Genomic DNA, 21,047 nt, shown 5'->3' with positions numbered 1-21,047 from the left:
AAATCCCCGATTAATGCTTGATGATTTTGCTAAAGCTTGTGATCGAATCAAAAGCCGTATCTACCAATTGCCACGTTTTCTGTTCTTCGAAGAACCTTTCTGGCTCACTATCTACATTTGGAAATAATACCGAGCGCTCAACAGCTTTAGGCTTCAACATGCCATTGGCATTTAACACCATATTGATTTTTGACCAATCATCAAAGAAGTACTCCTGAAGTTGAGGAATTATTTTTTGTTTGAAGATTAATGTTAAATTCTCAAGTGTTGGCTGTTTCTTCAAATTCATAAAGTTGGCATGACCAATACAGTGATCTCGATCTAATAACACCTCAATACGCTGATTGATGACTTCTAATAGCTTGCCAATATTCACCCCTTCCACCTCAATATCATTCAATAACTCTGGCTTCGGTGGCATTTCAACAAAGGTAAAGCGACGGCGCAAAGCAATGTCTAAGCCTGTTAAAGAACGGTCTGACGAGTTCATTGTGCCAATAATGTAGACATTACTTGGAACACAGAATTCTTCTTTTGAGTATGGCAGCGTTACAGATAATTCTTCTTCAGCACCTTGACGTTTAGAGTCTTCAATTAAGGTAATGAGCTCACCAAAGATACGAGAAATGTTACCTCGATTAATTTCATCAACAATCAATACATAAGGTTTTATTTGTTTGTCTATGTCTTCAAATTGGATTTCCGAACTCAATGAATTGGCAATTGCCCATTCATAAGCCCTATTATCTACAATATTTTTAGATTGAAATTTAAGGTAATTTTTAATATGTCTTAATGATAAAGATATACTTGTATCTTTAGATGTTTGTGCAAATAAAGTACCAGATGCATTACTTGTTACTTTAAATTCAACATTCCGCTTTGTATAAAATGTTTGCTCCTCCAACTTAGCTTTTTGAATAAGACTCTCAATTACCTGATTTATGCTTGCTTCCGTAGGAACTAAAGTTTTTGAACTCTTTACTTCGCTTTCAAGCTCAGCATCTTCACAGATTTCTTTGAAAACTCCAGATTTTACATTATAAGTTAAACTTCCATGTTCATCCGTTTCAGCCCGAATCCCTTCTACAAAGTCTTCATAGCTAAAGCTTTGGTGGAAAGTGACAAACTTAATTTGACCTTGTTCTTTATATTGATCAAAACGTGTTTTTAGCACCGTGCGATCTTCTTGCTCTAAAACATCTAAAGGCTTATTTTCAATGATGGATAAGGCATGATTAATGCAATGAAAGGTTTTACCCGTCCCTGCTGCACCAAATAAAATACGGTTTAAAGGTTGTTGAATCATAACTTCTTCCATTAATTCTTTAGTTTGCTGTTTCTTCTGTTTGTTATCTAAATAGCCTTTTTTGACCTTCGCAAATAGTTTTTCCACATATGGGAAAAACTCTAGATCTCCCTGATCTGCCAGTAAAATAGGCAAAAACTCTAGTACTGGCGTTTTTACATAGGATTCATAGCCAATCCTTTTTATGTTAGTTTCCCCTACTATGGGAATCACACAAGGATTGCTAAAGTCCTGATACAAAAACGCAATCATCCATTTCAGTCCTTTAGTAAACTGAATATCGGCAATTGCATTTAAATCACGGCGCTGAGCTGCATCTACAATCTCTAGTATTTCCTGTTTGATCTTCTGAAAGGCCTGTTCAGCATTATCTCCAAGTCTTTTATTCCATGAATATGGTCTTTCATTATGATATTTATCATGGTCACCTAAGCTGACTGGCTCCCAAAGATCAAAATAGCAAGCAAAGGTAGGATCGCCTTGTGTTGGATCAAAACTGTCAATCTGAGCAATGAAGCAATCTTTGTTTCTAGCTTGATGATATTCTTCAACGGTTAAATTTTTCAGGCGTTCAGCAGGCCATAATTCTAAGAATGCATTAATTTTACGTTCCAGCGCCGTAGTCTGGTCATGGCTTTGCTCATACCAATTACAAAATTTCTCTAATTCTTCTGCAGAGCTAATTTCAATGTAATAAATTTTATTACCTAACCACAAATTTTTACTTTGTGATTTTAATCCACTGTGGCGTCCATCAGATTCAGTGTATTTACCTGATGCTACATTTTGCGTAGATTTAAACTGAAATTGAAAATCCTGAGTATCAGATGGATCAATCTCGATAAAGAAACTCGCTTTAGAACCTGTTAAAACCAATGCAATTTCACGACCATTTTCATTCGTGACCACTGTCATTTTCTGCCGACTTATATATTGATCTGGATATTTTGCATTTAAAATTTCATCTGCTTCAGCGGGTGTCAAATGTCCTTGTTTCGGATGCGCATCAATATATTCTTGCACTAAGTCATTACTGTACTGCAGTAATGATCTATCACCCTGTTGACGAATTAGATATTGAACCGTCCTGGTTTTATCGGAGACAGGTTTGCTTGAGTCAGGCAGCATAGCCTGACGGAATTAATGAACAATAGTAGATATTTTCCGCATCAACAGGCGATACATATCCATTGGTAGAATGCAATCGTTCATGGTTGTACCAGTGTACCCAATCAAGGGTTGCTAGCGCAACATCATTTACGCCATCCCATTCCTGTTTCAAATAATCAATCACCTCCGCTTTATATAGCCCATTCACACTTTCAGCTAGGGCATTATCATAAGAGTCACCTGTCGTGCCGACTGATGCGGCAAGCCCCGATTGTTTAAGCCGTTCACCGTACTTAATCGATAGATACTGACTACCTTTATCAGAATGATGAATTACTCCGCTTGGTCTGCCTCTAGCGTCTAATGCTTGATTTAGGGCATCTAGAACTAGCTGAGTGTCCATATGATTCGATACTTTCCAACCCACAATAACTCGCTTGAATACGTCGGTGACAAAGGCGGTATAGACCCAGCCTGTTTTGGTCTTGATATAGGTAAAGTCAGCCACCCACAGCTTGTTTGGGCTATCTGCAGTAAAGTTGCGTTTGACCAAATCATCGGGACTTTGTTGTCCTGGTCGCTGTTTGGTGGTGATTTTGCCTTTGCCTCGCCATACGCCTTGAATACCTAGCTGTTTCATAAGGCGTAACGGTACAGCGACCAAGCTTTGGCATGCCATCTTGCTTAAGCTTGTGCCAGACTTTACGAATGCCGTAACGACAGCCACTGTCTTGCCAAATCTGTTTGATTTGTGCCATGAGGTGTTTGTCGCTTTGTTTGCGTCGACTTTGCTTCTCTGGGTTTTCCTGTTCAGCTTTGACGCGATAGTAGCTAGATGGGGCAATTGGCAGTATTCTACAAATCGGCTCGACCCCATATTTTTCTTTTTCATCATCAATGAATTTGACCATCACTTGTGTGGGCGGCCGAGCTCCGCCTGGGCGAAAAAAGCGGCTGCCTTTCGAATAATTTCGTTCGCTTGTTTGAGTTCTCTGATTTCTCGCTCAAGCTCAGCGATACGAGCCGCTTGGCTTTCAGTGCTAACGGTCACAGGATTTTGCTTAGCTAGGTGCTTTTGATGCCATGAGCGTAGGGTTTCGGGTGTGCAGCCAAATTTGGGGGCGATGGCTTGGATAGCCGCCCATAATGAGGGATAATCTTTTTGTGATTCAATCAGTAATTCGACGGCTCTTTTCTTAACTTCTGTTGGGTATTGTTTGCTTTTCATAAGGGTATTGTCTCAGAGTTTTAGGTCTCCGACAATCCCGGGACGGTTCATAATTAGATGTCCTTTTTTAGGAGGGCTTAGTTTTTTGTACCCAGTTTAAGAATACCTTTATCATGTGATTCTAAAGTATCCAGAGAATATCTGTATGCTTTGTATACCTATGGTTATGCATAAAAATCCCAGTGATAAAAGTATTTATCACTGGGATTTTTATGCCCTTTTGGGTTTTTGAATGGAGGAAAATCACATGAAAATTATTAATATTGGAGTTTTAGCTCATGTTGATGCAGGAAAAACTACCTTAACAGAAAGCTTATTATATAACAGTGGAGCGATTACAGAATTAGGAAGCGTGGACAAAGGTACAACGAGGACGGATAATACGCTTTTAGAACGTCAGAGAGGAATTACAATTCAGACAGGAATAACCTCTTTTCAGTGGGAAAATACGAAGGTGAACATCATAGACACGCCAGGACATATGGATTTCTTAGCAGAAGTATATCGTTCATTATCAGTTTTAGATGGGGCAATTCTACTGATTTCTGCAAAAGATGGCGTACAAGCACAAACTCGTATATTATTTCATGCACTTAGGAAAATGGGGATTCCCACAATCTTTTTTATCAATAAGATTGACCAAAATGGAATTGATTTATCAACGGTTTATCAGGATATTAAAGAGAAACTTTCTGCCGAAATTGTAATCAAACAGAAGGTAGAACTGTATCCTAATATGTGTGTGACGAACTTTACCGAATCTGAACAATGGGATACGGTAATAGAGGGAAACGATGACCTTTTAGAGAAATATATGTCCGGTAAATCATTAGAAGCATTGGAACTCGAACAAGAGGAAAGCATAAGATTTCATAATTGTTCCCTGTTCCCTGTTTATCACGGAAGTGCAAAAAACAATATAGGGATTGATAACCTTATAGAAGTGATTACGAATAAATTTTATTCATCAACACATCGAGGTCCGTCTGAACTTTGCGGAAATGTTTTCAAAATTGAATATACAAAAAAAAGACAACGTCTTGCATATATACGCCTTTATAGTGGAGTACTACATTTACGAGATTCGGTTAGAGTATCAGAAAAAGAAAAAATAAAAGTTACAGAAATGTATACTTCAATAAATGGTGAATTATGTAAGATTGATAGAGCTTATTCTGGAGAAATTGTTATTTTGCAAAATGAGTTTTTGAAGTTAAATAGTGTTCTTGGAGATACAAAACTATTGCCACAGAGAAAAAAGATTGAAAATCCGCACCCTCTACTACAAACAACTGTTGAACCGAGTAAACCTGAACAGAGAGAAATGTTGCTTGATGCCCTTTTGGAAATCTCAGATAGTGATCCGCTTCTACGATATTACGTGGATTCTACGACACATGAAATTATACTTTCTTTCTTAGGGAAAGTACAAATGGAAGTGATTAGTGCACTGTTGCAAGAAAAGTATCATGTGGAGATAGAACTAAAAGAGCCTACAGTCATTTATATGGAGAGACCGTTAAAAAATGCAGAATATACCATTCACATCGAAGTGCCGCCAAATCCTTTCTGGGCTTCCATTGGTTTATCTGTATCACCGCTTCCGTTGGGAAGTGGAATGCAGTATGAGAGCTCGGTTTCTCTTGGATACTTAAATCAATCATTTCAAAATGCAGTTATGGAAGGGATACGCTATGGTTGCGAACAAGGATTATATGGTTGGAATGTGACGGATTGTAAAATCTGTTTTAAGTATGGCTTATACTATAGCCCTGTTAGTACCCCAGCAGATTTTCGGATGCTTGCTCCTATTGTATTGGAACAAGTCTTAAAAAAAGCTGGAACAGAATTGTTAGAGCCATATCTTAGTTTTAAAATTTATGCGCCACAGGAATATCTTTCACGAGCATACAACGATGCTCCTAAATATTGTGCGAACATCGTAGACACTCAATTGAAAAATAATGAGGTCATTCTTAGTGGAGAAATCCCTGCTCGGTGTATTCAAGAATATCGTAGTGATTTAACTTTCTTTACAAATGGACGTAGTGTTTGTTTAACAGAGTTAAAAGGGTACCATGTTACTACCGGTGAACCTGTTTGCCAGCCCCGTCGTCCAAATAGTCGGATAGATAAAGTACGATATATGTTCAATAAAATAACTTAGTGAACCGTACCGGGTTTGTCGGAGACTTTTTTATTTAAGTTAGGCCACCTGACCTAACGGGTTAATCTTATCATAGTACATTGCTTCAAACTCAAAAGGCGATACATAACCCAGTGCACTGTGTACACGCTTTTTATTGAACCAATCTACCCAGTTTAGTGTCGCAAGTTGTACATCTGCTAAACCTTGCCAATCTGCTTTTAGATATTCAATTACCTCTGTTTTGTATAAGCCATTCACCGTTTCAGCCAAAGCATTATCGTATGAATCACCAGTCGTACCGACTGATGCTCGTAAATTTGCTGCTTCTAAACGATTGGTATAGCGAATGGAAAGATATTGCACACCTCTGTCGGAATGATGAATCACATTCTTTGGCATGCCGCGATCATGCAATGCTTGCTCCAATGCATCGAGCACCATATCTGTATTCATCCGTGTAGATACTTTCCATCCAACAATTGCTCGTGAAAACACATCAATAATAAAGGCGGTATAGACCCAGCCTGAATGAGTTTGAATATACGTAAAGTCACCGACCCATAGTTGGTTTGGATGATCAGCACTAAAATTACGTTTCACTAAATCATCTGCCCGTTTTTGGTCATCCCGGCTACGGGTAGTTTGTTTATTCTTACCGCGCCAAACACCTTGTATACCTAGCTTCTGCATCAATCGAGCAACTGTACAACGTGCAATCACATAGCCTTCACGTTTCAGTTGTTGCCAGACCTTACGCACACCGTATCGACCTGAACTTTCTTTCCAAATTCGTTTAATCTCCTCAGCATGATGCAAGTCATGTAAATCTCGCTTTGCTCGATGTTCTGGATTTTCGCAGAGATCTAGAGTCCGGTAATAGGTTGAAGGTGCGATCGGTAAAATTCTACAAATCGCCTCGACTCCGTACAGCTCTTTATTATTATGGATAAAATCCACCATTATTTGTGTGGGCGGTCGAGCTCCGCCTGGGCGAAAAAAGCGGCTGCTTTACGTAGAATTTCATTGGCGCGTTGCAGTTCTTTATTTTCGCGTTCGAGTTGTTTGATACGTTCTTGGTCTGAAAGCTGCTGTACTTTAACTGGATTTTGTTTATCTAAATATTTTTGATACCAAACACGTAGTGTTTCAGGAGTACAACCTATCTTGGGAGCAATAGCGGTGATCGCAGCCCAATTCGATGGATAATCTTTTTCAGATTCAATCAATAATTGAACCGCTCTTTCTCTGATTTCAGGGGTATATTTTAATTTTGTCATCGGGATAGTCTCTCAGAATATTGACTCTCCGACAAACCCGGTACGGTTCATATTGATAAGTCTGAGCATAATTTAACTTTTTATCCTTTGTCAGAAAGTCCAGCATCGTCTTTGAAAAAATAGAGATGATTTTCGGCTGTGTCTGATTTTGATATAAAAAGGCTATTTTCCATTTCACTACAGGTGAAAAATCCAAAGCATCAATAGCTTCTAAATTCCCTGTTTGTGCATTTTCAATTGTTTCAATTATTCGTCTTTTAATTTCTGCAAATGCTTGTTCTTTGGTCGCACCATATTTTTCTAACCAAGCATATCCATCTTGATATATCTTGCCTTTTCCATCGAGTTTTTCTTCCGTAGCACTGCGGTGAAATATACCGAACTTAAATGCTGAGCCACCTAAAATATTTGCTATTGGTTTGGTTTCCCGTTCTAGGCAATATGTAAAATTTTCTTTATCTCCAGCCTGGGAGTATTCCTCGATGGTCATATTTCTCAGTCGCCCAAGTGGCCAAGCCTCTAAGAACTGATTCCATAATAATTGTTGGTGTTGCTCTACTGACACTCTTTACCCCAATCTTTCAAAATCTACTGTTTTAAATCTTAATAGCTACTTACTTTTGGTTTCTCTTACGCCATGCTCTAGCCAATGCTACCCAAGCTTTACTTTCTTTTAACCATATACGTCTACAAAACTCTGTCAGGTCATAAAATTGCTGGTCTGTTTCTTTTGACACCCCATGAGCCCAATGTCCTTCGTATATACGACCAGCTAGCTCTAAAATTCTAATTGCTAAATCTTGATGCGCTTGGATAAATTGCTGTACCGCTATGTCTTGATATGCAAAATCACGTATATATCGTTCAGACTGTTCCAACACTTCCTCTGTTTCCCATACCCAAGGTTTAAAGCAACGGTCTCCACTTAAACAATCAATCAGCTGTTTAAAGTCATTTAGTTTTTTAGTGAATGTGATATTGGCTTTTACCGTATTGTGAAACGATTGTGGAAGTCCTTCAGTGTCGTAAATATCAATCTGTAAGTTGTATAAATAATCTTTCAAAGCTCTATTGTTTTGCGCCGTGTTTAACACTTAACTCCCCTCATTTTTTTGTATATACGACAAAAATACACTTACTATATTTAACACATTTCAGTTTTAAGCTTTCTAGATCTTCAAGAACTTTTAATCAATATCCGCATTAGATTCTTTATATTATGGCAATATTACTCATTAAAATTGTTCTCTACATATACATAAAAATCATTTCCCACACGATCATATTTAAAGACCATGGTGTTACGACTCATCCATCGCTTTAAAAGTTTTTCATAAACATTGGCTTTTTTAGTTGAAGTGGCACTAAAAGACCAATAATGAATCCTATGCTTATAAATAAGTTCTTCAACTCTCTGACTAATCGCATTAAAAACTTTCAAGGCTGGTAACTTCAAGTTGAGATCTTCATATATGGGGTCATCTCTAAATAAGGCTAATTCTGGATGTCTACGATAATTGATTTGGACTTTGGCGCGTGGTGGGTTATTCAATGAGAAGGAAAAACTATAATGATCAAACTTTAATACGTAGTGTAATCCATCAATCATCAAGTCTTCTTTCAAAATCATGCGATATCCTTCGTAAAATGATGACTAAGAACATTATTGTAGACATCCATCAAAACATCTTGATCCGCTAAGGTTTGAAATGAACTGCCGAAAAAATCACGATCAGTCGTATTAAATAATTGGATAAAGTGTTTTGGAGAAGGTCTTAATTTTTTACGCTTACAGTAAGCAAAATATTCACTAGCATCTTCAAATAAAATCCACCATTCCTGGGGTCTATCAATTTGGTTCCCTCCTAGCGGATGCAATTGATCAAATAGTGCATTAAGTAAATATTGAAAATTAAATCGCATACTTCCATATTCAAACTCTGGATATTCAGTATCCAGATCTAAAGCTTTTACATGCTGATGAATTGCATAAGCCTCTTTTAGTATTTCTTGGACCTTTTGATATTGTTTATAGCGTATCAAATCTTTGGCAGATATTTTTGGGAGTCGAGATAAATCCATATTGTCGCTCAAATCAGCGAGCTTAACTTCACAAGCAATCGGATTTTTAACAGTACGCTGTACCGCTTGGAAGCGATTTTCACCATTTACTTTAGTCACGGCAATAATCGCATCTATTATCTTTTGCTCAAATCCCAAGACTTTGAGCTCATCTATTGTCGTTGGTGTATCTTCTAAAATATCGTGGAGAACAGCGCAGATCTTGGCATGTGGCTGTTGAACATTTTCCATAACGCGCAATGGATGTTGAATATAATCCTGTCCTGCCTTATCTACTTGCCCTGCATGGCGTTCACATGCCAATTTTAATGCCTGATCTAGATTTGAAATACGTTTACCCTCTTATTATATTTACTCTCTTTTCTTTTAAATATTAATCAATTACCTAATATTTATCTACAATCATAAGCACATTAGCGACATTATATGTCGCACAAAAAATAAATCTATGCTCTTTATTAGGGTGTGTTGACACTTTTAGCTTAAAAAAATAGCGAAGTAGTAAAATCAAATCGCCAAACCCAATTTTACTATTCGCTATGCCTCGTACCATGCTGACAGATCAACATTGGCAAAAGTTGAAAGTTATTCTGCGTAATTTATCCATTCACCACAACTCAAATTTACGCAATTTTATTGAAGCTATTCTCTATAGAATTAGGACAGGTTGTCCGTGGCGAGATATTCCTTCTTGTTTTGGTCATTCAAACTCTATTTTCAAACGTTTTAATCGTTGGTCAAGCAGCGGTAAGTTACTTAGATTATTCAAATTACTAGCCTCATGCCCCGATATGGAGTGGATTTTTATTGATGGCTCTCATGTACGTGCTCATCAACATTCTGCCGGCATAGCGAATCAATCTATTTCTAAAAGTGCAGGAGGAAACTCCTCAAAAATACATTTGATTGTTGATGCACATGGCAATCCTATTGATTTCATGATTACCGATGGAACCACACATGATGTTAAAGTTGCACCTGATTTAATATCAACATTAGATTTAAAAGAGACAAAAGTGGTATGTGCAGATAAAGGCTATGATTCAGAACCACTGCGTGAACAGATCAGGAAAACAGGGACTAAAGCGAATATACCAAAGAAAACGAATAGCCAATCGAACAATGACCATATGGACTGGTATTTATATAAAATCAGGCATTTAGTTGAAAATATGTTTTGTAGATTAAAGCAATTTAGAGGAATAGCTACTCGATATGACAAGCTCAAAAGAAATTATCAAAGTTCTGTTGCCTTAGCCTGTATATTTTTATGGCTACCGTTATAGGGTTAATTATGAACAGTAAGTGTCAACAGATCCTAATATTTCTATCTCTAATTTTACTTTATCCACCTCCTCTTCAAGTCGAGTGCAGTCCTGATACAACTGCTCTTGAATAGAAAATGAAGCAGCCTCATTTGATAAATAATCAAGTAAATCACAACTTCTATACGCTTGAATAGCCACCGATTTTGTAGACACTCTTTAGTTAGAAATCATAAAGCCGTGGTCCTCAAAACTTTCCTTTTAAGTTTCAAAGACAGAGTTAATTCTCTAACCAATGCGTCATTTTGTCGCATAAATTCCCTTCTAAAAATGATCGATTTTGATATGAACGCACCCTGCTTTTACAAATTAACAAACAGCCATGCGATTAAAATTTAATCAAAAATATACAATCCTAATCACCTCCAACCTAAAGTCACCCAGAAAAAACCTTAGATTTCATTATTTTTTATACATTCCTACCGTTACACTATAAAAAGAGGTGCGTTACACTATAAAAAAAGGTGCGTTACACTATAATTTGACTGTACGTTACACTATAAAAATCCCATTTTTTGGGGTGCGTTACACTATAAAAATCCCATTTTTTGGGGTGCGTTACACTATAAAATAGGTGCATTACACTATATTTGGCATTTCATTACACTATAAAAATCAGGCTCAAAAAATTAATTATTTAAAACAAATTCTCTATTTCCACTGTGCAATTTTGGCAGTGAATTACCACAAAATGGTTATGCATTTCCACCCTATTGGCAGTAAAAAATACCCGCTTGGATCTGTCAGAACACCCTATAACACCAAAGTAACAAAGAATGTAAGAGAAATAACATCAAGTACCTGTCTATTCCACTTAATGGATAGGTTTTGCTATGAATTGTCTGTTAGAACCACTTATTGGTATTTAAGTGTAAATAACTGACAATAAAATCCAAATCCTGGCAATTTAATCAAACCTAATGGCATAGTTAAAGCAACCCACCAGTAAAACTGCGAGGAAACGGCAACAGCTTTCACGATTGATTAAATAGTTCTGGCTGGAATCTGGCGGAGTCTAAGCCTATCGCAAGGAAAGGAATAAGTGAGAACAATCGGCTAAAGATCGTATGTTGGCGACTGAAAAAATGTTGGATGATATTAAACTTAAGATTAATGCATTGAAACGAGAATCACGCCAAGCCAATGATATTGAACAAGAGTGAAATATCTAAGAGTAAATCAAAAAGGCTGAAAAAGAAAAACGCCGTATGCGACAACAATTTTTTGATGTTGAAGATGAGATTACTGAAAAGCGAGATACTTTGATTGAGGCTTTGGAAAAGAGATTACACAGGAAGAGTAAAACAGATCATTTATTTACGATTTTCTGGAAAATTATGTATAAAATATAATCATTTATGTGAATCTTTAGTGTTATCTTAGAGTGGGTTTAAGGCAGAGTATATTAAAATCTAATTATTAACTGCTTTTACGCACCCAGCATATATGTTGTAAATTTTCAAAAATTCAACCACAACATATTGTGGTGAAAGTACCAAAAAATACACTTACTGCGTAACATCAGTTATTAATATTGGATCAATTCTTAGTAGTGATAGAGGTAGTATGCTATTCAAAATTCGCTCCACTTTAGCCAATTTTTTTGGCACAATTGCTGGAATTTCTTGGATATTATTAATTTTATGCTTCCTTATGCTGGATTATGTAGGGGTTAAAATCCAGTATGTATTAGTTCCCATAGCACTTGTATCAACATCTCTATGGTAGTTCGTTCATCCTGATAAGAAAAATGCTTTAAATGATGAATAACCGTTTAATTTCTCCATCTAAAGATCAATGGGATAAATTACGCCAGCCTTTAGAGGCTGGTGAAATTCAATTTATTGAATACTTAGATCAGTATTTACCGCAAGGTTGGGAGATTTATATTCAACCTCATTTGAATGGTTTATGTCCTGATATCGTCATTTTGCATCCTAAGATTGGCATTGGTGTTTTTGAAGTTAAAAATTGGGATTTCAAAGCCATGCAATATGGCATTGAAGAGTTTAGTAACGGGAAAAAACACCTTTATGCAGTAAACTCCCAAGGCGAAAAAATTTCGTATGTTAAGAAAAACCCTGTTGATCAATTATTACTATATCGAAAAGAAATTTTAGACCTTTATTGTCCTATTCTAAGTCGCCGTGAATACGGAGTGGTGGTGTCTTGCGGACTTGTTTTGCCATCGGCATCTGAAAAGGAGATTGAACAATTATTCTATCCAATATTCCAAAGTCGGAATCGTAAGATATTTAAACCGACTGAAGATGATAAACATAATAGTTACGTTGTTTTTGGAAGAGATAATTTTCAAAAAGGATTAATTGAAAATTTTCCAACGGGTATTGCCCGAATATCATCTAAGTATATGAATAACATCATTGCTGAGCAATTGAGAGTATGGCTTCGAGAACCAGAATCAAGTAAAGAGCAACGAGAACCATTAAATTATAATCCCCAACAACTTAAATTTATTAAAGAAAGAACTGATTCAGGCTTTAGGCGTTTGAAAGGTCCAGCGGGATCAGGTAAGTCTGTGGTTGTTGCAGGGCGAGCTGCAACACTTCTGAAAGAGCAAAAGTCGGTTTTGATTGTCACTTTTAATATCACACTACTAAATTACCTTCAGGATTTAGCAGTACGTGAATATCCACATATACGTAAAGCGGCGACTTGGATTAATTTTCATTATTTATGTCGACGATTGTGTTATGACGCTGGATTAGAGCGTGAGTATGCTGAGGTTTTCATAAATGCAAAAAAAACTGCGGAAGAAGCATTAAAAAAAGATCCAAATGCTAAAGTCTCTGATTTCCCATCGTCAGCTGCATTGTGCAGTATAGTACAAAATGCTTTAGATATAAGTGAACCAGAAAAATATGATGCAATCTTGGTGGATGAAGGGCAAGACTTTAATCCTCAGTGGTGGGATATTCTTAAGAAATTATTAGCCGATGGCGGTGAAATGTTGTTATGTGCTGATACAACACAGGATATCTATGCATCTGCTGATTTGTGGACAGATGATGTCATGAAAAATGCTGGTTTTCGTGGAGCCTGGGCAGAACTAAAACAGACGTATCGTTTACCTGATAATTTGATTCCCTTAGCCAACCGATATGCAGAGCTCTTCTTACCAATAGAAAAAGTGATTAAGTCAGAGTCTAAAAATGAGCTACAAGGTGCTTTAGATTTTGGTGTCATCGAAGAGGCTACATTAGTATGGCGCAATTTACCTGAAATCACAGAAACTGCGTTTCTAGATGAATTTAAGAGTTTTAAGAATGAAGTCATTCAGTTAGAGTTAAGTCATTCGGATATGACCATTCTTGTACAGACACATGATATTGGATTGTTGGTCTGCAAAGTATTAGAGTGTCTGGGTTTAAAATATATTGATATTTTTTCTAAAGATCCGATTGAATCTCGCCAAAAAAAGATGTGGTTTTTTAAAGGCGATACCCGTATTAAAGTCTGTACGGTACACAGTTTTAAAGGTTGGGAAGCTAAGGCGCTATTGGTGGTTTGGGATAAAATCTATCAACTCAAAGACCATGCCTTGTTCTATACCGCAATTACACGTCTTAAAACAGGGAAGAGCAGTATTTTGTATGTGGCAAATGCAGAACCGTCTTTGGCAGATTATGGGAAAGAATGGAATTAGTAGTTTGAACTATCAAAATATTATTTTCGTGATATAGCTAAACTCTAAAAAGATCAGCACATAAAAATACCTGTAAAATGCGTCGGTAACCTTTTCAGCACATCACTGAGATAGGCATACGGATCCAGCCCTTTCAGCTTTGCTGACTGGCTTAATATGAACAGGATTCTACATACACCATCATGATGAATGTTCATGATTCAACGACTGACGAGGTTGCCATTAAGACTATGCTTCAGTGCAACCGAGGCATGAGGATCTTTGCAGGAATTTACAATGCTGAGTTTGAATTCTTTGCTGTATATTCTACGTTTTTTTAGCAACCATATGTCTTGTAAAATATATATCCATACTCATGGACTAAGTCCCCACTTGTTTTTTAAGTGGGAACCAAATTAAGACTTATAAGATCGGTTGGTAATATGAGTTAGCCTGATGCTCACGTTACTTTTGCAAAGACAAGATAAATTTCTGAATCATCTCTTTCTCCAACTCAGGTAACTCTTGAATTGATTTAGCAATAGGATCGTTACCTACATCTGAACAACGTTCTGTACGCCCTAGTAGATAGTCAGCAGACACATTTAAGACAACCACGAGCTTATAAAAATTTTCTAAAGAGGGCTTACGAGAGCCAGCTTCAATATGGGAAATCGACGTAGATGGAATACCAGACTTTTCAGCAAGTTCTTGCTGAGTCAATTTTCTTTGTTTTCTTATTTCTTTGAGCCGAGCACAAAACAACTCAGAATCCATTTCAGCCAGCATAAAACACCATAAATCGACAATAAAACTTGACTATATAGACAATTTTAAATATATATATTGTCAGTATTTTATTGTCTATTTCGACAAAAAGACATCATCAAAAGAAATTAAAAGAGGAAATTTAATATGAAGAATAGTGTATGTGCATGAGTGCCTTATCTCGACAATAAAGCACTCATGCTTTTCATCTCAAATCACTGAAATGAAAAGAATGTAAAATTTCGACATTTTACCTTTGCATTCTTTCATAACAGACCATTTAAGTAAAATTATCTTGGAATCTATTATGAGCAGTTCACCGAGTCATATCCCTTTTTCGATCCACTCAGTAATTCGAAATTTAAATGTCCGTCAAATTTCTAAAATTATTGCGACAAAAATCATTGAAGCTACGGCGCTACAACTTCAGTTCAATCCGATATTTTGCAACAAGTTAGATGTAGCACAACACCTCAATACTTTTGAAGCAGTTGCTTACTTTACAGACAACCAGTACTTTGAAAAATATGGCTTTAACAAGCAAGGGATTATCAATTACCAAGAACTCTCTAATGAGTTATTATCAATTTTTTATATGGTTATACAGTCTGAATAAATCATATTTTTAGAATAGAGAGCACCCCTAAGAATGCTTATCTGCAATTTGGGTGCTCCTCAAGAGATAAAACTGCATACCCAATTTTACCGATACCAAACGATTCATACTCACACCACGATCCGCATCTTCAGACAATCAATAATTGTTTATTTTTTAAATAACTGAAATAGAACCACCCGAAGGTGGTTCATAATTTCATCATGTATTAACTTGCTTGAATTGTTGCTAAGAAATCTAACTCTTGAGGTGATAAGGGTTTATCGCCAAACAAGTGACCATATTGGTCTCCAACACTATCTTCATTCAAAGTCTCATAAACTTCAGCCATGGTCATACCTAAATAAAAAATTCCATCACAACCTGCTTGCATCCAAAATCCACCCTTTTGGTCGTATCTCTCTTTACTGACATAATCTTCATTTTCCTCCCCATATAAATCTTATTCATCACAAAGGCGGTCATATTCTTGTTGATATGCTCCTGTCAAAAAATAAATATCAGACTTTTTAAAAACTTCACATCCAGATTCTTTAGCATGATTCACAAGAGTGATGAGTGCTTTGAATTTTTTCATTTTTTACCTACGCTTCTTTCAATATTATTGACGTGTACCTTTTATCGATGCAAATACATCTCTTACACTAACAAGGATTAAATTTTCATGATTGTTTTCATGTAATATTTCCAATCTTTAGCAGTATTTCATCGTCTGTAGCTCGTATTGTTCGTCGTCAATTAATGCTTTTTTGCCGTATAACTGTTTTACGATTTCATCCATTCCGACGTATTTAAGATGCATGTACATACACAACGCCGTATAGCCACAAAATAGATACGTCCCCTTCTTATCCTCAATCCAGAAGCCCTCTTGTAATATGACTGGCTTTTTATTCTTATTCTCTAATATGTCATCAATATCAATTTGATTAACGGTCATATTGATATATGGCTGATACATTTTGGTGACTACAGCGTATTGTTTACTTATCTGATATTTACCATTTTTTTTGGCCACTTCTAGAATCCTCTCTAACTTCTTAAATTTTCTCATTTTGACCTCGGCATCTTTCTTTAAACCTTTGATACCAGACTTTGAACCGTACCGGGTTTGTCGGAGAGTCAATATTCTGAGAGACTATCCCGATGACAAAATTAAAATATACCCCTGAAATCAGAGAAAGAGCGGTTCAATTATTGATTGAATCTGAAAAAGATTATCCATCGAATTGGGCTGCGATCACCGCTATTGCTCCCAAGATAGGTTGTACTCCTGAAACACTACGTGTTTGGTATCAAAAATATTTAGATAAACAAAATCCAGTTAAAGTACAGCAGCTTTCAGACCAAGAACGTATCAAACAACTCGAACGCGAAAATAAAGAACTGCAACGCGCCAATGAAATTCTACGTAAAGCAGCCGCTTTTTTCGCCCAGGCGGAGCTCGACCGCCCACACAAATAATGGTGGATTTTATCCATAATAATAAAGAGCTGTACGGAGTCGAGGCGATTTGTAGAATTTTACCGATCGCACCTTCAACCTATTACCGGACTCTAGATCTCTGCGAAAATCCAGAACATCGAGCAAAGCGAGATTTACATGACTTGCATCATGCTGAGGAGATTAAACGAATTTGGAAAGAAAGTTCAGGTCGATACGGTGTGCGTAAGGTCTGGCAACAACTGAAACGTGAAGGCTATGTGATTGCACGTTGTACAGTTGCTCGATTGATGCAGAAGCTAGGTATACAAGGTGTTTGGCGCGGTAAGAATAAACAAACTACCCGTAGCCGGGATGACCAAAAACGGGCAGATGATTTAGTGAAACGTAATTTTAGTGCTGATCATCCAAACCAACTATGGGTCGGTGACTTTACGTATATTCAAACTCATTCAGGCTGGGTCTATACCGCCTTTATTATTGATGTGTTTTCACGAGCAATTGTTGGATGGAAAGTATCTACACGGATGAATACAGATATGGTGCTCGATGCATTGGAGCAAGCATTGCATGATCGCGGCATGCCAAAGAATGTGATTCATCATTCCGACAGAGGTGTGCAATATCTTTCCATTCGCTATACCAATCGTTTAGAAGCAGCAAATTTACGAGCATCAGTCGGTACGACTGGTGATTCATACGATAATGCTTTGGCTGAAACGGTGAATGGCTTATACAAAACAGAGGTAATTGAATATCTAAAAGCAGATTGGCAAGGTTTAGCAGATGTACAACTTGCGACACTAAACTGGGTAGATTGGTTCAATAAAAAGCGTGTACACAGTGCACTGGGTTATGTATCGCCTTTTGAGTTTGAAGCAATGTACTATGATAAGATTAACCCGTTAGGTCAGGTGGCCTAACTTAAATAAAAAAGTCTCCGACAAACCCGGTACGGTTCACTTCAATTTCTTCCCGATCAAAATAGACAGCTGCTTGACGAGATTGCCCCATTTTCAAGGGTTCTGGGAAGCTGTCATCTTTCTTCATTAAATTTCGCAATGCGTTTCTTTCTATACCTAGAAGCTTACATACCGTGTTGTAACTCAATAAGAAAGGCTTTATCTGAACAATGCTGAATACTTCAGATTGTTCAATGTTTTCAGTTAATTCAGATTCATTTCTATTAATCACAAAACCCATTTTTAATCTCAAATAAAGACATTAAGTAGAGCGTAGCAAAGACCAAAAATTGAAAATTATTTTGAGATAAAACTGGAAAAAAAAGTCACCTTAAGGTGACTCTTAAATCTTTATATTAAGAAATCAGCTAAGTGAATACACATAGTCAGCCCACCACTGCATGAGATCGGATCTTTCTTCAAAGTGTTCTGCTTTATCATATACAGCCTTAGTTCCTTGTTTGACATGCGACAAGGCTTTTTCAATCACTTGTGATTTACTACTAAAAGCTTCGTTAAGCGCAGTAGAGGCAAGATGTCGAAAACCATGTGGATGTTGTTTATTGTCGTAACCTAAAGACTTTAAGGCTTTATTAAATGTCCCATCTGAAAGTGGTTGCATTCGTGAATTTCTTCCTGGAAACAAATAATCCGATTCTCGCTGAATTTGCTTTAGCCGATAGATAAGCTTTACCGCTTGCTCAGATAACGGCACTTTATGTATTTTTTTAGTTTTTGTAATCTCTGGAGGTTTGATCCAAATTTTCTTTTCTAAATCAAAATGTTCCCACATTGTTAACCGTAATTCGCCTGGTCGTGGGAATAAAAGCACCATCAGCTCAAGCCCTATCGCGACTGATTTAGTTGGATATGATCTTATACTTTCTAATAGTTTAGGTAATTCACCAATTTCAACAAACTTTAAATTATTACCCTTATATTTATCTAAACGTTTTTTTAAATTTTTAACTGGATTTTCTTTAAATTTATGACTTACCTCCGCCCAATCGTAAGCATCCTTAACATAGTAAAATAGTTTTTCTACTTGGCTTTTGATTCCAACATCTCGCTGCAGATTTTGAAAAAAATCAAACCATTCTTTAGCTGTGATATATCTAAAATCATGCTGACCAAAGTTGCTGTAAATATGTTTTTGAATAGATGCCTTTGCTTTTTGATAGGTATTTTTGTCCCAGTTTATGAGCTTTGTATTGAGCCAACCTTCCATTAATGTCGTCAGAGAATATGTTTGGGCTTCCTCTTCTCTATTTTTGAAAAATGTACCTTCTTCTATTTCATTTAAGAAGGTACGTGCAATTTTTCGAGCTTGGCTAGACTTCACTTTCGGATATTGACCTAGTCCTTTCCAAGTCCATATTCCAATTTCATTCTTATATCTGAACTGCCAACTTTTACTGCCATTCGCCTTTACTAAAAAATATAAATTTGGACTATCCCATAGACGATAATCTTTCATTTCTACTTCTAGTGCAGTAAGTACTGTATCTGCTAAGTAACCTTTTTTCTTTAAATCAGTGCGTTTCATTACAACTTTTAATAAAAACATGTTGATATCAGTTGATCACAGCACTCGATTCGTTCAGAGAGTTTTTCATCAAAGTTCAAGAAAAAGGTTTACTTTTTATAGAGCGATTTTAGTTAAATAGTCGGCCCACCACTGCATCAGTTCACGGCGCTCATCTAAATGCTGTGATTTATCATAGATACCCTTTACGCCCTTTTTCTTATGCGCCAGGCACACTTCTATCACTTGCTCTTTCTTACTGAATGTGTCATTCAAAATGGTACTTGCAAGATGCCTAAATCCATGAGGATCCTGCTTGCCTTGATAACCCAAACGCTTCAAAGCCAAATTAAAGGTCATATCACTAATCGTCTTATTGACCGATAAACGACTCGGAAACAGAAACTCTGATTCGGGCTGAATCGCTTTTAATTCTTTAAGTAAGGTAATAGCTTGCTTAGGTAAAGGCACTTGATGTTCCTGACGGGTCTTAGTCATTTCTGCAGGTTTGGTCCATAAAGCTTTCTTAAACTCAAAATGTTCCCATTTTGCATTTCTCAGTTCACCTGGACGAGGAAAGAGCATAATCAGTAATTCAAGACCAATACCGATTGCGCGCTTTCTATTACTACGAATTTTCTTCAACAAAGTGGGGACTTCTTCAATGCTTACAAAATCCATATTCCCTGACACATGATCATCTAGATGCTTGCTCATGCCTTCAATCGGATTTGAATCTATCTTGCCCTGAAATTTTGCCCAGTCATAACAACCACGCACATAGGATACCAGTTTCTCAGTTTGTGTATGAATGCCTAAATTACGTTGTAGACTTTGGAAAAAATCGAACCATTCTTTCGGCTTGATTTGCCTGTAATTATGTTTACCAAAAACGGGGATCAGATGTTTATAAATCGATTTCTTAGCTTTGATAAATGTCGCATCCCCCCACTTACTTGATTTTGTATCCAACCAATCATCCATTAGATTTTTAAAATAAAGACTTTCCAACTCTTTACGTTCTTCAACCAATACTTTTTTTGATTTTAAAGCTTCACCTCTAGATATGGCTAAATTAAATTCTTGTACTTTTTGACGAGCAAGTTTTGCACTCACATTAGGATATGCACCAATACCAATCCATGCCCATTTGCCTTCAGTATTTTTATAACGGTACTGCCAAGATTTTGTCCCATGTTTCTTGACTAAAAAATATAAGCCAGCGCCGTCAAGTTCACGGTAATCTTTTTCTTCAGGCTCTAAAGAAGCTAAAGTTTTTTCACTGAGTGGTCGTTTCTTTATATCTTTCCGTAGCATGCATCATACCTTGTATCACGAGTTCGATTATTAAACCGTGATACACGTGGTGATACAAATAGGGCTGTACTATATAGATCCATATAAATACATAGAATATAAAAAAAGCTCCTAAATTATTGAATTTAGGAGCTTTTAGTGACCATATATGTACATATAAATACATCTATAATCGAATTATGGTAGGTATATCCAGACTCGAACTGGAGACCTCTACGATGTCAACGTAGCGCTCTAACCAACTGAGCTATACACCTAGAATGCTTGGCATATTATAAATTTTTCGATCT

17 protein-coding genes, 1 tRNA gene, 5 pseudogenes and 3 other annotated features are annotated in these 21,047 nt (G+C 36.7%); of the genes and pseudogenes, 6 read left to right on the top strand and 17 right to left on the bottom strand.

Translation table 11 applies throughout. The features are described 5' to 3' along the window. Positions 1–10: 10 nt before the first annotated feature. Positions 11–2,224 (bottom strand): McrB family protein, encoded by a 2,214-nt coding sequence (locus tag O4M77_RS05530; RefSeq protein ID WP_323714091.1) that lies wholly within the window; start codon positions 2,222–2,224, stop codon positions 11–13. Between the two features lie 202 nt (positions 2,225–2,426). Then, a pseudogene (locus O4M77_RS05525) lies at positions 2,427–3,647 on the bottom strand (IS3 family transposase). Continuing rightward, positions 3,256–3,372: a sequence feature (AL1L pseudoknot), on the bottom strand. (Overlaps the previous pseudogene by 117 nt.) 184 nt (positions 3,648–3,831) lie before the next feature. Between O4M77_RS05525 and O4M77_RS15915 the strand changes: the two are divergent. Both O4M77_RS15915 and tet(M) read left to right on the top strand, forming a co-directional pair. Continuing rightward, positions 3,832–3,879, top strand: a pseudogene (locus tag O4M77_RS15915) (hypothetical protein); the annotation flags it as partial. Positions 3,880–3,894: 15 nt separating this feature from the next. Further along, entirely contained in the window at positions 3,895–5,814 is a 1,920-nt protein-coding gene (gene tet(M), locus O4M77_RS05515; protein ID WP_000691727.1) for a tetracycline resistance ribosomal protection protein Tet(M), read from the top strand. Positions 5,815–5,853: 39 nt separating this feature from the next. On the opposite strand, the gene O4M77_RS05510 is transcribed toward tet(M), so the two are convergent. The 5 genes and pseudogenes from O4M77_RS05510 to O4M77_RS05490 form a co-directional block, all read right to left on the bottom strand. Continuing rightward, a protein-coding gene (locus tag O4M77_RS05510; protein ID WP_200230925.1) for an IS3 family transposase occupies positions 5,854–7,073 on the bottom strand; the annotation gives its coding sequence in 2 pieces (ribosomal slippage) (positions 5,854–6,797 and positions 6,797–7,073; 1,221 coding nt in all). Continuing rightward, positions 6,682–6,798 (bottom strand) — a sequence feature (AL1L pseudoknot). Its footprint overlaps the gene before it by 117 nt. Then, entirely contained in the window at positions 7,048–7,638 is a 591-nt protein-coding gene (locus O4M77_RS05505) for a hypothetical protein (RefSeq protein WP_323713978.1), read from the bottom strand. Before O4M77_RS05505 ends, O4M77_RS05510 begins: the two co-directional genes overlap by 26 nt. 49 nt (positions 7,639–7,687) lie before the next feature. After that, positions 7,688–8,167: a hypothetical protein gene (locus tag O4M77_RS05500; protein WP_086043908.1), complete on the bottom strand. Its 480-nt coding sequence runs from the start codon at positions 8,165–8,167 to the stop codon at positions 7,688–7,690. Between the two features lie 134 nt (positions 8,168–8,301). Further along, complete coding sequence (locus O4M77_RS05495; RefSeq protein WP_166137313.1) at positions 8,302–8,703, bottom strand: hypothetical protein; 402 nt, start codon at positions 8,701–8,703, stop codon at positions 8,302–8,304. Between the two features lie 371 nt (positions 8,704–9,074). Continuing rightward, positions 9,075–9,485, bottom strand: a pseudogene (locus O4M77_RS05490) (guanosine-3',5'-bis(diphosphate) 3'-pyrophosphohydrolase); the annotation flags it as partial. A 209-nt stretch (positions 9,486–9,694) separates the two neighbouring features. On the opposite strand from O4M77_RS05490, the gene O4M77_RS05485 reads away from it, so the two are divergent. Both O4M77_RS05485 and O4M77_RS05480 read left to right on the top strand, forming a co-directional pair. Further along, positions 9,695–10,441, top strand: coding sequence for an IS5-like element ISAba31 family transposase (locus tag O4M77_RS05485; protein WP_004787171.1), 747 nt, complete (start codon positions 9,695–9,697; stop codon positions 10,439–10,441). 1,798 nt (positions 10,442–12,239) lie between these two features. Further along, the gene (locus tag O4M77_RS05480; protein WP_200230344.1) at positions 12,240–14,147 is read left to right on the top strand and encodes a nuclease-related domain-containing DEAD/DEAH box helicase; all 1,908 of its coding nucleotides are present in this window, start codon (positions 12,240–12,242) and stop codon (positions 14,145–14,147) included. Between the two features lie 53 nt (positions 14,148–14,200). Here O4M77_RS05480 and O4M77_RS05475 read toward each other — a convergent pair. The 3 genes and pseudogenes from O4M77_RS05475 to O4M77_RS05465 all read right to left on the bottom strand — a co-directional run. Next, positions 14,201–14,311 (bottom strand): annotated as a pseudogene (locus O4M77_RS05475) (transposase domain-containing protein); the annotation flags it as partial. Positions 14,312–14,350: 39 nt separating this feature from the next. Further along, positions 14,351–14,504: pseudogene (locus tag O4M77_RS05470) on the bottom strand (IS66 family insertion sequence element accessory protein TnpB); the annotation flags it as partial. 87 nt (positions 14,505–14,591) lie between these two features. After that, the gene (locus tag O4M77_RS05465) at positions 14,592–14,915 is read right to left on the bottom strand and encodes a helix-turn-helix domain-containing protein (protein WP_166138935.1); all 324 of its coding nucleotides are present in this window, start codon (positions 14,913–14,915) and stop codon (positions 14,592–14,594) included. 286 nt (positions 14,916–15,201) lie between these two features. On the opposite strand from O4M77_RS05465, the gene O4M77_RS05460 reads away from it, so the two are divergent. Continuing rightward, complete coding sequence (locus tag O4M77_RS05460; RefSeq protein WP_323713977.1) at positions 15,202–15,510, top strand: hypothetical protein; 309 nt, start codon at positions 15,202–15,204, stop codon at positions 15,508–15,510. A 208-nt stretch (positions 15,511–15,718) separates the two neighbouring features. Here the strand turns inward: O4M77_RS05460 and O4M77_RS05455 are convergent, their stop codons facing one another. The 3 genes from O4M77_RS05455 to O4M77_RS05445 form a co-directional block, all read right to left on the bottom strand. Next, entirely contained in the window at positions 15,719–15,883 is a 165-nt protein-coding gene (locus O4M77_RS05455; RefSeq protein ID WP_005251357.1) for a hypothetical protein, read from the bottom strand. 69 nt (positions 15,884–15,952) lie between these two features. Then, positions 15,953–16,087: a hypothetical protein gene (locus tag O4M77_RS05450; RefSeq protein ID WP_005251355.1), complete on the bottom strand. Its 135-nt coding sequence runs from the start codon at positions 16,085–16,087 to the stop codon at positions 15,953–15,955. Between the two features lie 117 nt (positions 16,088–16,204). After that, positions 16,205–16,528, bottom strand: coding sequence for a hypothetical protein (locus O4M77_RS05445; protein WP_228130254.1), 324 nt, complete (start codon positions 16,526–16,528; stop codon positions 16,205–16,207). A gap of 128 nt (positions 16,529–16,656) precedes the next feature. On the opposite strand from O4M77_RS05445, the gene O4M77_RS05440 reads away from it, so the two are divergent. Next, positions 16,657–17,876, top strand: a protein-coding gene (locus O4M77_RS05440) for an IS3 family transposase (RefSeq protein ID WP_200230925.1) whose coding sequence is annotated in 2 segments (ribosomal slippage) — positions 16,657–16,933 and positions 16,933–17,876 — 1,221 coding nt in all. Because the reading frame shifts where the segments join, the coding sequence is not laid out codon by codon here. After that, positions 16,932–17,048 (top strand) — a sequence feature (AL1L pseudoknot). It overlaps the preceding gene by 117 nt. Position 17,877: 1 nt before the next feature. On the opposite strand, the gene O4M77_RS05435 is transcribed toward O4M77_RS05440, so the two are convergent. The 4 genes from O4M77_RS05435 to O4M77_RS05420 form a co-directional block, all read right to left on the bottom strand. Continuing rightward, positions 17,878–18,156, bottom strand: a complete 279-nt coding sequence (locus O4M77_RS05435; protein ID WP_323713976.1) for a hypothetical protein — start codon at positions 18,154–18,156, stop codon at positions 17,878–17,880. Between the two features lie 123 nt (positions 18,157–18,279). Beyond that, a complete protein-coding gene (locus tag O4M77_RS05430; protein ID WP_180159505.1) occupies positions 18,280–19,461 on the bottom strand; it encodes a tyrosine-type recombinase/integrase in 1,182 nt (393 codons plus the stop codon). 96 nt (positions 19,462–19,557) lie between these two features. Continuing rightward, positions 19,558–20,757 carry a tyrosine-type recombinase/integrase gene (locus O4M77_RS05425; protein WP_159123144.1) on the bottom strand — a complete coding sequence of 400 codons (1,200 nt, stop codon included), beginning with the start codon at positions 20,755–20,757 and terminating at the stop codon, positions 19,558–19,560. A 180-nt stretch (positions 20,758–20,937) separates the two neighbouring features. Further along, a tRNA-Val gene (locus O4M77_RS05420) sits at positions 20,938–21,014 on the bottom strand. Between the last annotated feature and the right edge of the window lie 33 nt (positions 21,015–21,047).

The organism is Acinetobacter sp. YWS30-1, from assembly GCF_033558715.1.
GTDB lineage: Bacteria > Pseudomonadota > Gammaproteobacteria > Pseudomonadales > Moraxellaceae > Acinetobacter.
The sequence above is the reverse complement of the archived record's forward strand: the minus strand, read 5'-3'. Positions and strand labels throughout refer to the sequence as shown.